Origin of the sequence: Paraburkholderia dinghuensis (assembly GCF_003837865.1) — a bacterium.
GTDB lineage: Bacteria > Pseudomonadota > Gammaproteobacteria > Burkholderiales > Burkholderiaceae > Paraburkholderia > Paraburkholderia dinghuensis.
This window is the reverse complement of the sequence record NZ_RQIS01000007.1, coordinates 174,471-186,351: the sequence shown is the minus strand read 5'-3', so window position 1 is coordinate 186,351 and position 11,881 is coordinate 174,471. Positions and strand designations below refer to the sequence as shown.

Annotated in this window: 8 protein-coding genes; 2 read left to right on the top strand and 6 right to left on the bottom strand. The window is 61.7% G+C overall.

Features of this window, described 5'->3' with window-relative positions:
• Positions 1-4: 4 nt before the first annotated feature.
• The 3 genes from D1Y85_RS11685 to galU form a co-directional block, all read right to left on the bottom strand.
• Positions 5-1,252 (bottom strand): ABC transporter substrate-binding protein, encoded by a 1,248-nt coding sequence (locus D1Y85_RS11685; protein ID WP_124151212.1) that lies wholly within the window; start codon positions 1,250-1,252, stop codon positions 5-7.
• A gap of 142 nt (positions 1,253-1,394) precedes the next feature.
• Complete coding sequence (locus D1Y85_RS11680; protein ID WP_124151211.1) at positions 1,395-2,447, bottom strand: LacI family DNA-binding transcriptional regulator; 1,053 nt, start codon at positions 2,445-2,447, stop codon at positions 1,395-1,397.
• 236 nt (positions 2,448-2,683) lie between these two features.
• Positions 2,684-3,574: a UTP--glucose-1-phosphate uridylyltransferase GalU gene (gene galU, locus D1Y85_RS11675; protein WP_124151210.1), complete on the bottom strand. Its 891-nt coding sequence runs from the start codon at positions 3,572-3,574 to the stop codon at positions 2,684-2,686.
• Between the two features lie 302 nt (positions 3,575-3,876).
• On the opposite strand from galU, the gene D1Y85_RS27005 reads away from it, so the two are divergent.
• Together D1Y85_RS27005 and D1Y85_RS11670 are read left to right on the top strand one after the other, a co-directional pair.
• Positions 3,877-4,068: a hypothetical protein gene (locus D1Y85_RS27005; protein WP_185218958.1), complete on the top strand. Its 192-nt coding sequence runs from the start codon at positions 3,877-3,879 to the stop codon at positions 4,066-4,068.
• 193 nt (positions 4,069-4,261) lie between these two features.
• Positions 4,262-5,434 carry an acyltransferase family protein gene (locus D1Y85_RS11670; RefSeq protein ID WP_124151209.1) on the top strand — a complete coding sequence of 391 codons (1,173 nt, stop codon included), beginning with the start codon at positions 4,262-4,264 and terminating at the stop codon, positions 5,432-5,434.
• Positions 5,435-5,461: 27 nt separating this feature from the next.
• On the opposite strand, the gene D1Y85_RS11665 is transcribed toward D1Y85_RS11670, so the two are convergent.
• From D1Y85_RS11665 to D1Y85_RS11655, 3 genes are read right to left on the bottom strand one after another with little or no spacing between them, the layout of a single operon-like run.
• Positions 5,462-7,948: a glycosyltransferase family 4 protein gene (locus D1Y85_RS11665; protein ID WP_124151208.1), complete on the bottom strand. Its 2,487-nt coding sequence runs from the start codon at positions 7,946-7,948 to the stop codon at positions 5,462-5,464.
• The gene (locus D1Y85_RS11660; RefSeq protein WP_124151207.1) at positions 7,945-9,411 is read right to left on the bottom strand and encodes a flippase; all 1,467 of its coding nucleotides are present in this window, start codon (positions 9,409-9,411) and stop codon (positions 7,945-7,947) included. Before D1Y85_RS11660 ends, D1Y85_RS11665 begins: the two co-directional genes overlap by 4 nt.
• Positions 9,412-9,444: 33 nt before the next feature.
• Positions 9,445-11,700, bottom strand: a complete 2,256-nt coding sequence (locus tag D1Y85_RS11655; protein ID WP_425466921.1) for an NHL repeat-containing protein — start codon at positions 11,698-11,700, stop codon at positions 9,445-9,447.
• Positions 11,701-11,881 lie beyond the last annotated feature (181 nt).

Sequence of the window (11,881 nt, the reverse complement as noted above, 5' to 3'; positions counted from 1 at the left end):
ATCTTCAACGGCGGACGCGGTGCGCGATCTCGTCCTGGGCTTCCTGCAACGCGGTGTGGATGTCCTCGTTGTTGTCGACCACCTTGTCGAGCGCCGAGTGGACCGCTTCTTCGGCCACCTGGTCATACTTGCTGCGCTGGATCGACGGGATGTGCGAAGCGGCATCGCGCCAGATCACGCGAGCCTTTTCGCCACCGAGGAACGCCACGGGCTGTGCGAAGAAGTCGGACTTCTGTGCGGACAGGAGCGCCGGGAAGGCATCGATCGACTGGAACGAGTCGAGCTGGATGTCTTGACGCGTCGTCAGGAACTTGATGAATTCCCACGACAGCGCCTTCTGCGTAGCCTTCGTCGGAATCGAGTAGAACGTGCCGCCGAACGAAGCGTAAGCACCGTTAGGCAGATTCGTCGCGCGCCACAGTCCCTTCGTGTCCGGTGCGAGCCAGCTCGACAGGTGGCCGCCGAGCCAGGCGCCCATCATCTGGGTCGAAATGCTGCCGCGCTTGAAGCCCTCGGCCCATTCGTTCGACCACGGCGTGATCTTCGCGTCGAGGCCCAGTTCGCGCGTCTTCTTCGCAAGCTCAAAGGCTTTGATGAAACGCGGCGAGGTGACCACCGGATTGCCCTTTTTGTCGAAGTACACGCCATCGCCTTCCTTGAGGTCGGCGCGGATGTAGATGTCTTCGATGTCGCGCGCCGAAGCCAGCAGATAGGCGCCCGTGGCCTTCTTGATCTTCTGGCCAGCCGCCAGATAGGAGTCCCACGAACGCGTCAGATCCGCTTCGGTCACGCCGGCCTTGTCGAGGATGTCCTTGCGATAGAAGAGCGTGCCCGGACCAATGTCAGCCGGCATGCCCACGATCGTGCCGTCTTCCGTCGTCGCTTGCGCGAACGTGTAGTGGATGAACTGATCCTTATACTGGCCCGCGTTATAGGGCGCCTTCGCAAGATTCTCGAGACCGCCGCCAGCGGCAAAACGGCCAATGAAACCCACTTCAACGGCCATCACGTCCGGCAGATCGGAACCGGTTGCGAGTGCGGTCGTCATGGCGTTGTGGTGATCGCCGATCGCGAGCGCCGACACCTGGACGTCGACGTCCGGATGAAGCTTCTTCCACGCAGGCAACGCGTCCTTGATTTCCTGATCGAGCTTCGGGAAAACCGCGACCTTCAAGGTCGTGTTGGCGTTGGCGCTCGCCGCAGCAAATCCAAGCAATGCAGTGGTAGCAAGCACCGAAAAGCGATATTTCATTGACTGTCTCCTGTCGTTGACGAATTGCTTCTTCTAGGTACAACTTATATGAAAGCGCTTTCATAACAATCACATGAAAGATTTGAAAGCGCTTTCACGGCTGGGCGGCTGTCGCCCGCGGCGGAATGAACCGCCACAAAAACTAACCTGATGATGCTGCTCTGGATTCAGCGGAACGCGGTGCGCAAGTGGTTTCGCGCACGATCAAACTCAGCGGGGCCGGACTCGAGGTAACGGGTTCCTTGCGGATCAGCCCCACGATCGCCTCGGCAGCCTGCCGGCCGAGTTCATAGATCGGCTGACGTACTGTCGTAAGCGGCGGCGTGGTGTACAGCGAAGTCGGCACATCGTCGAAACCGACTAGCGAAACGTCTTCCGGCACGCGCAGGCCGCGTCGGTAGAGCACGAGACGTGCGCCGTAAGCGGTCTGGTCGTTCGCGCAGAATACGGCTGTAAAACCGACTCCACGGTCTATCAGGCGCTCCATGGCCGCTACGCCGCCGGTTTCGACAAAGTCGCCCTGCTCGACACGAATTGCGTCGAACGGAATACCGGCCTCCTCTAACGCCATGCGATAGCCGACCAGGCGTTCGAGCGCGTCAGTGTGGTTTGGGGGGCCTGCAATAAAAGCGATTTTGCGGTGACCTTGCGCGATCAGATGATGAGTCGCATCGAACGCGCCCTGCACGTTATCGATCGGAAAACCCGCAAGCGTTGGCCCTGCCTCGAGCGAGCGCCCCAGCACGACAATGGGCGTTTGCCGCGAGAATTCCTCAAGGCGGCTCTCGTCAAGCTGACCATGCAGGATGATGATGCCGTCCACACGCCGCGCGATGAACTGCTCGACGCGCGTGCGCTCCTCCTCGACGTTCCAGCGGCTGCTGACGAAAACGGGTGTGAGCCCTGGCTCGTACAGCGCCTCTTCGATGCCGCGCAGCCACTCTGCGTAAAACGGGCTCGCGACAGTTTGCGTCAGCACGCCAATGGTGTCCGTCCTGCCGCTGGCGAGACTGCGTGCCAGCACGTTCGGCCGATACCGGAACTGGGCGATCGCCTGCTCGACCGCCTGACGTTTCTCAGACGAAACCCGCACCGTGCCATTCAGGATCCGCGACACCGTGCTCGGAGAAACACCCGCAGCGCGCGCGATCTCTTCGAGCGTGACGTTGGGCGGAGTGGGGTCGTCGGATATCATGGAACGGAGAATACTCGGCGTGAAAGCGCTTTCAAACGAGGGAAAACCCTCGAATCTCAAAAATATTGTGACCGGTAACACGACGGCCTGTTACGGGCCGGCTCGCCGGTTCAGGCCCTTTCTGCACCGTGAAAAGACGTCATGCGCGCGGAAAGCGCCGGTGCGCGGCGCCCACAATCCCCATGCAGCCCAATGCAGCCTGGTGCATGCGCCCGAGGCTGCATCCCGCGCTGTTATCAGGCCGCCACGGGCAATGCCGCAGGCAACTGGTTCTGCAGATACGCCTCGAAGTCGTCCCTCACCTCGGGGTGGCGCAGCGCGAACTCCACCGTCGCCTTCAGGTAACCGAGCTTGCTGCCGCAGTCAAAGCGCGTGCCCGTATAGCGATAGGCGAGCACCTGCTCATCGGTGAGCAGCGACTGCAGTGCATCGGTCAGCTGCAATTCGCCGCCCGAACCCGGCTTGAGCGCACGCAGATGATTGAAGATCGTGGGCATCAGCACGTAACGCCCCACCACGCCAAGATTCGACGGCGCTACCTCGGGCGCGGGCTTCTCCACGATGCCCGAGAGCTTGAATACGTCCTCTTCCCACTCGCGGCCATCGACCACGCCATACGAAGCGCTGTCCTCGCGCTCGATGGTTTCCACGCCCACCACGGAGCTGTGATAGTGGTTGAATGTATTCACGAGCTGCTTCATGACCGGCGTCGGACTGTAGAGCAGATCGTCCGCGAGGATCACGGCAAACGGACTTTCGCCCACCAGTTTTTCCGCACACAGCACCGCGTGGCCAAGACCCAGTGCCTCTGCCTGACGAACGTAAAAGCAGTCCACGTTGGCCGGCTTGATGCTGCGAACGAGATCGAGCAGCTTGTCCTTGCGGCGCGCTTCGAGTTCGGCCTCGATCTCGTACGATTTGTCGAAATGGTCTTCAATTGCCCGCTTGCTGCGACCGGTCACGAAAATCATTTCCGTGATCCCCGCCGCGATCGCCTCCTCCACCGCGTACTGGATCAGCGGCTTGTCGACGATCGGCAGCATTTCCTTGGGGCTAGCCTTCGTCGCGGGCAAAAAGCGCGTTCCGAGGCCTGCAACAGGAAATACCGCTTTGGTTACTTTCAGCATGATGTTCATTCCCAGATCGATCGTTTGAGTAACGGCCTCGCAGCAAGGCAAGCCCGGCGTCCCCGAAAACTCTGATGGTGATGGTGCAACGTTTTTTTATTGAAAGGGGTCGATTCCCGCTCTCGATCGGTGATAGCCAATAGCTAACCGATAACGAAATGCACATGGAATTCAATTAAATGTGTTCAACGCGATCGGCGGCAATTATTTCCATTCACTCCGTATACCCGGAACGAATTTCCTGCTTCATTGCCGCATGCATTGCCGCGATCGGATGGCGATCAGATAGCAATCGCGTGCGAATGAAGCCCAAGGTCAAGGCGGTGAGTCTACTCGACGTCATCGACGGTCGGCAACTTGCCGGAGCGTGCGCGAACACGCCGGATTGGCTCATTTCTCAGGGCCTCGCGGTACGCAGACACCGCAGCCAGTATCAACAGCACGGCAACGCCGGCAAGCAAATGCAGATTCATCGAAATCTCCAGCGACCATAAAAGCCGCATCAAAAATAGCACCACAAATTGGTCAAATAAATGCGTTTTACCGAATAACGATTTATTTCCCTGTTTTCATTTTCCAGGTCGGCATTCAATCTGACGACGTCGAATACATTTTGAAAATCTTTCGCATAATTTCGGCGTGGCGCATCCCTATGATCGCGAGGTAACTTGACGAAACTGCACACCGATGAGCGATCCCGCACTCGAAACCGCCCTGCTGCCAGCATCCTCCGTGCCTGCCGCACCTTCGCATCACGTCTCCCGGGCCGCCGGGGTGATCTCTGGCGAGCACCTGATCGACGCGCTGCGCGGCTTCGCAGCCGTGCTGGTCGCGTATTTCCATTGCCGCCAGGTCACGTGGATCGGCATGGAGGCCTTCCACCACTCGCATGCGAGTCTCGCCAACCCCGGCTCGATCGCTGCATGGCTCACGCTGCCAGTGGCATGGGGTTCGGCAGGTGTGCCGATTTTCTTCGTCATCAGCGGCTATTGCATCCATCGCAGCGGCGCGGCTCGCCTCGTCGTGAATCCGGATTTCCGCCTCGATGCGCGGCAATTCTGGCTGCGCCGATTCGTGCGAATCTATCCAGTGCTGTTCGCAGCGCTACTGCTGACGTTTGCCGCCGACTCGATCAGCCTCACGCTGTCGCCGGTTAGCCACAAGATTCTCGATATCGGACCGCGTGCCTTTCTCATCAATCTGTTCTCGTTGCAGGGCCTGGCTGGCAAGACCTACGGCTCGAACGGCGCGCTGTGGACGCTATCGCTCGAAGTGCAGTTTTATCTGCTCTACCCGCTCGTCTTCGCGCTGCGTCGCCGCTTCGGCCTCGCTGCCATAATCACCGGCATTGTCGCGATCAACGTCGTATCGGCATTGACGCTGCAGCGCCACGACCTCACGTTCTTCACGTCATACTGGTTTTCGTGGATCCTTGGCGCGTGGATTGCCGAAGCGCGGCTGCGCGGCTCCCCTGGCATTCCATTCGCCTACCCCGCCGCCGCGCTGCTCGCCGCGGCCGGGTGCGTAGCGTTCCATTTCGGCCAATATGGCGCGTTCCAGCTGTGGTCGCTTGCCTTTGCGTGCTATCTCGTCAAGGCACTGTCGCATCCCTTTGCGCCGGGCCGAATCGTGACGCCGATATTCTCGAAGATCGGCAACTTCAGTTACTCGCTCTACTTGATCCACCTGCCGCTCTTCGTGCTGCTCGCCTCGCTGCTCTATCGCTCGGCGCTGCAGCCTTCTATCTGGCCGTCGTTCGGCTTCACGCTGAGTGTTTTGCCTGTGGCGTGGATCTTCTATCGCCTGTTCGAGCGGCCAGCGCAGAACGCTGCTGCGCGGCTGCGGCGGCGCAGTGCTTGACGCGCCACCTGAAGGCGGCGCGCCTCCTTAACCTTGACGGCGGCGGCGCTTCGCGACCGCGTCCAGCACGCGCTCCACGGCCCCGACGTACTGCGCCTTGCCGAAACGCGCACGCGCCGTAGCCAGCCCGCAAACCGCGAGTCGCGTGCGTAATTCAGGATCGTCGTGAAGCGAAGCGAGTGTGGCGGCCAATTCGGTAGCGTCGCCAGGCGTGCACAGCAGACCGCTCTCGCCATGGTCGACGATTTCGGTCACGCCGCCATCACGCGAAGCCACCACCGGGCGCTGCGCCAACATGCCTTCAACCACGACGCGGCCAAAAGGCTCCGGCGTGATCGACGTGTGGGCAATCACATCGACCGCACGCATGCAGGCCGCAATGTCGCGACGAAAGCCGAGGAAGTGCACGCGCGCCGCGAGGCCATGCGTTTCGACGAATGCTCGCAGCTCCGCCTCATAGGCGTCTTCGCCGAAAAGCGGCGCCCCTACCAGCACCGCGTGCATCCGCGTGTCGACGAGGAGCGCTTCTAGCAGGACATGCTGCCCCTTCCATCGCGCGAGGCGACTGAATGCACCTACCAGAAAGGCGTCCTCTGGCAGACCGATATCCTTGCGCAACTGCCGCTGCGAAACCCGTTCGATTGCCATGAACGGCGCTTCGTCCACACCGTTGTGCACGACATCGATCCGGCGAGTATCGAAACCGGTCAGTTGCTGAAACACGCGTGCAGACGCGTGCGAGTTCGCAATCACATGCGCGAGGCCGAGCTTCGCGCACACCTTGATGACCGAGCGTTGGACACGGCCGAAATGCTCCGCGCTCACGATGTCACGCAGGTGCCAGACCACGGGCTTGCGCGCGAACCGCCCGGCCAGCACGCCAATCACCATCGCACGCTGCGTGTTGGCGTAGAGCACGTCCACATCGCGTGCGCGGCGCCGCGTCTCGCGCACGAGCGAAGCGATGCCAGCGAGCATGCCAAGCCGCGGCCCCGCACCGCCGTCGCGCCGCAGGTGGCGCAATGCGCCGGAATCCAGCACGTCGACACGCGCGCCTGCGGCGGCAAGCGCTTCGCGGAAAGGTCCATCGTTGAACAGCAAAACGTCGATGCGCGTACGTAGCCCCTTCACCACTTCGAGGAGCGAAAGCTCCGCACCGCCGAGCACGCCGCTCTGGTCGATGGCGAGTACACGCGGTGCGTCGTCGGCCAAATCGTCGGAGCGCGCCGGGGGCACCGGAATCGCACGCGCGACATCGCGCACGGAGATCTCCGGCACCACATCTCTCACGCGCGCCAGCAATTGCTCGCGGAAATGCGCGGCGGAAAAGCGCTCCGCATTCGCGCGGCAATCCTCGGCGCGGATACGGTCCGGCTCGCGCTCGAATGCATTCACGGCCGCGATGATCGCCTGGGCACTCTGCTCCGCGAAAAAGAGACCCGTGGGCCGTGAAGTGTCGCGCACTGTTTCCAGTGCGCCGCCCTTGCCGTAGGCGATGACGGGCGTGCCGCACGCCTGCGCCTCGACAACGGAGATGCCGAAGTCCTCCTCGGCCGCAAACACGAAAGCCTTCGCACGCCGCATGCGATCGTGCAGCACCGCAAACGGCTGATACCCCATGATTTCGACATTCGGCGTCGCCTTTGCGCGGACCTTGTTCATGTCGGGGCCATCACCGATCACGACAAGCTTGCGCTCCGGCATCCGCGCGAACGCTTCGACGATCAGATCGATCTTTTTGTACGGTACGAGCCGCGACGCGGTTAGATAGAAATCCTCCTTCTGCGTCTCGAGTTCGAATGCATCGATGGCGACCGGCGGATACACCACAGCCGCCTCGCGCTGATACACCTTGTGAATACGGCGCGCGATGAAGTGCGAATTGGCGACGAACTGATCGACCGAATTCGCGGTACGCACGTCCCAGTTGCGGATGTAGTGAAGGATGAGCCGCGCCATCGCGGATTTGGGTCCGCGTGTGAGCTGCGATTCCTGTAGATACTGATGCTGGAGATCCCACGCGTAGCGGATCGGCGAGTGGACGTAGCTCAGATGATACTGGTCCGGTCCCGTCAACACGCCCTTGGCCACGGCGTGGCTACTCGATATCACCACGTCGTAGTTCGAGACGTCGAGTTGCTCGATGGCCAGCGGCATCAGCGGCAGCCATGCACGGTATTTCTTGCGCGCAAACGGCAGTTTCTGGATGAACGACGTCGTGACCTGTTTGCCGCGCAGAAACGCGCGGTCTTTTTCGTCGACGAAATCGACGACGGCAAAGAGATCGGCCTCGGGAAAGCAGGCGATGATCTGTTCGAGCACGCGTTCCGCGCCGGCATACGTGACGAGCCAGTCATGCACGATCGCCACGCGCGGCGCTCGCTTCATGCGTGCAGGCCGTAGCGCCGTCACAGCGGCAGCATCACCGCGTTTCGATGCGGATGTCACGCGCCGCATCGCAGGTGCGGCACTACGTTCGGACGGTGCCGCTTCGTCAATCAGTTCGTGACTCATGCGCTTTTCCGTGAATTCAAACGAAACAAAAGAGAACGGGCGTAGCCGCGCAACATCGGCGTGCTAGCCACCGACCACACAATATTTGCCGCCGACAGCACCACGCCCGTGCCGATTGCGTAGGCCGCGCCCGGCAACCACCACGCAATCGCAAGCGCGGCTGCGAGGAAACTCAGATGCGCGAACATATCGACGAGAATCGTGCGGGTGCGAATGCGCGCCAGACATAGCAGCACGAGGTAGTCGAAAAGCGCACGCGCGAGCACCGCTGCAGCCGCACCGGGCAGACCATAGTGATCGATGCCGAACCAAAGCAGCCCGGCGAACAACGGCAACTCGACGAGCCCGACACGCGCCGTCGCAGCCGGATTGTTCTGCGCCTGGATCAGCACGCGGGTGACGCTGGCCTGCCCGACCAGCCAGACAGCGACGATCAGCACGCGGCCAACGGGCGCGCCGTGTTCCGCGAGCACGGGTCCAACCCACGCGCGCAGGAACGGTTCAAGCACGACGATCGCGCCGATTGCGACAGGCGTGAATACGGCGTTGAGAAACTGCAGCGATTGCGCGGCGATCTCGTCGGCATGGTCACGACGCAGCGCAGAAAGACGCGGAAACAACGTGCGCACGAGTGCGTTCGGCACGAGGTTCAGACGTGTGACGAGGTTTTGCGGCACCGTGTAGTAGGTCACGAAACGCGCGCCGAGACCCGCACCTAGCATCATGCGGTCGAGCGAATCAGCCACCATGCCCGTGACGCTGGCCACCAGCATCCAGCCGCCAAAGTTAAAGAGTGCCTTCGACGTATCGAAGCGCGGACCGCGCAAAGTACGGATGTTGAGCACGCGCAGTGCCGAGCGCCCCAGCAACACGCCCGCGACGAGCCGCGCGAACACGGCGGCAGCAAGCACGGTTTGCAGGTTCGGCGCAACGGCCCACGCGGCGGCGAGCGGCAGCAGCTGAAACAGGAACGTCCCGAGCGTCTGATTCGTGTTGTAGATGCCGAAGCGCTCGGCGCCATTGATGGCGCCCGCGAACACCCACGAGACATTCGCCACAGGAATCGCCACGGCGAGCCACGGCAGCGCGAGAAAGACCTCATGACGCAAAGCAGAAGAAACGTGCGAGAAATACGCCGTATAGAGCGCGCCGCCCGAATAGATCAGCAATCCGCCGATCGCGCCGGTCGTGAAGTTGAGCCAGAAAGCACTCCAGAACACGCGCTCGCAGGCCTCGGCGTCGCCGGATGCATGCGCCTTCGAAATGTGATTCTGAGCGGCCATGCTCATACCCAGATCGAGCACGCTGAAATAGCCGATCAGCGTCCACACGAGCGCGACCACGCCGTAGCGCTCGACGCCGAGCAGACGAATATACGAGGGCACCGTGACCAGCGACACGAAAGTCGGCAGCACGAGGCCGAATAGATTGATCGCGACGTTGCGCAGTATTGCCTTGTCCATGCAGTTTCCAGTGGCAGCGGTTGCGATGCGGCGTCAGGCCGGCTTCCAGCGATACATGAGCACCTTGCCGCGCGCATCCTCTTCGACGAAGACGAGGTATTCGCCATCGGGCTGCCGGTGCGCACTGATGCCGAATGGCACGTCGACCCAGCCCGACGCATTACCGACTTCCGGGCCGGGTCCGAAGGTGCCGATCTCTTTCGCGCTGGCTTTGTCGTACACGCAGACGGTCCCCGCGGGTTCGACCACGAAAACGTATTGCCCTTCCACAGTGAGGCCGGCAGGCGTCGCGGGTGGCGTCGCTTTCGGGTCCCACGGCAAACGCAGCGAATAGCGCTGTTCCGGCTGCCCGCTCGACCAGTGGTCGTATCGCACGAGCACGCGGCCCGCCTCTTTCGGGAAGCCCGGATCGTGCGGCGCGTCGGCGGTGTAGCCCGTGACGTACATCGAATCGGAATCCGGTTCGTAGATCGCGCGGTGTACTTCGATAAACGGCGCCGGCACCGCGTATTTATCGAGCTTGTCGTAGGCGTAGATCGGGTTGCCCTTCGCGTCGAGACCACCAAAGCGGAAACGCCAGATGCCCCGGTTGTCGCGCGCGCGCCAGATATCGCCGCGCGTGTCGATCCACCAGCCCCAGCCGCCGGGCAGCTTGTCGGGGCCCGGATTACGCGTGAACTCGTCGGCATCGAATGCGCCGTTGCCGTTTGTGTCGCGCCACATCCAGTCGCCGCCGGGGGGCGCGTTCGGTACATGCAATACGCCCCGCTCGCGGCCGGCGATGAGACCCGAAGGAATCGCCGTTTCGCTATCACGCTGCCGATCGAAGCGGTAGATCTTCAGATGATCGGCGTACATGTCGGTCAGGTAGAGAAACGTGTGACCGTCCAACTGGCGCGCGACCGGCAGGCCGGGCCACTGGTCCGTGTGGAAGACCGGATCATCGGGATAGCGGAATCGATTGTTCAGGAATCCGGCGTATTTCCACTCCTGACCGGGCGGCTTCGACAGATCGAGTTCAAAGCGCTTGTTGCCGGTATAGACGCTGTTCGGGCGCGACGGATCCATCCACGCACCGTCCACGAAAAGCAATCCCTCTACGATCCAGTTACGCTTGCCCGCCAGCGTATAGCTTTCGAGCGACGCGCCAAGGCCTGCGCCGATATTCTCGTAGCGCGGCCCGATGCCGTTCGTCGAAACGTAGATGTTGCCGCGCGCGTCGGCGGCCACACCGGTCAAACCGTTGAATCGCCCTGGACCGGGACGCCCCGCTGCGCCCGAGAAAATGCCGCCGCGTTCGCCGAGCATGCCGCTTAGCGTGTAGTCCTGGCTGCTGCGCGTATAGACGAGGATCTGCTGGCGCGGTCCGTTGTCGGCGATCAGGATGCGTTGCACGGGATCGACGGCGATATCGACGGCCTGCGTATCGGTCGGCAGTGTGAGCGCATCGGCGCTCAGCAGCTTTCCCTGTGCGGAGTAATGCGCAACACGCGGAGCGTGATCGGTGAGGGTGCCCGTGAGCACCCACACCGAACCATCGCCTGCGAGTGCGATGCGGCCAGGCTCGTGAACGTCCCACTGCGACTGGCGCTGCATCGTGATCGCGTCGTAGACCTCGACACGGTTCGCCGTGGTGTTGCTCACGTATAGCGTCGAATCCGATGCAGCGAGGCCGCCGATATCCGCGTGCGCTCCGCTCGTGACATCGTTGACCATGAGAAATGCGCCCGAGAGCTGTGCGTGCGGATTGAGTGGATCGGCAGGCGGCTGGAAGGCTGCCGCGCGCTTCGGATCGTCGAGCGACCGCCGCGTAACACCGATCCACTGATGCCCCTTCGGCGGCCAGATGCCGTTGCCGACCAGGTGCCCTTTTTCGTTTCCGACGCCCACAGCCGCATACAGATACCGGCGATTCACGGCGACCGCATTGCCGCCGCTACCACCCCAACCGTGCGTGCCACCCGCGAATCCGAGCGCCTTCCCGTCCTGATATGCGGTGATTTCTCCGCCGCTTTCGTCCCACGGGGCATTCGTGAACACTTTGCCTTCTGGGGTGACCGCGATCGCGGTGATGTTGATCTGCGTCCACGTGCCCTGCCCGTACCCATACGTATTGCCGATCCACGACGTGGTCACGTTCAATTGCGGCGCGGCCACAGTCTGAACCGACGACGTGCACACGAACGCACACAGAGCGGAAAGTGCAAGCGGCCTGCAAAGGCGGTGACCGCGACTCGATGACGGCAAGGCAATTCCTCCGTTGGCTTCTCGGCAATCTGTCCGGATCATGCCGCACAACGGTTGAGAAAAGTCGCCGCTGAAAAACCGAAAATAATTCAAAAATATTCAAAGCTTTATCGTCGACACAACATCCTTGCTAGTTTGCTTTAAGTCCAGAAAATGCGGTCATAAGTGCCAGCAACCATGTAAATCAGGGCGTTTTTCCCGATCCATGTCAGCACGAGGAACC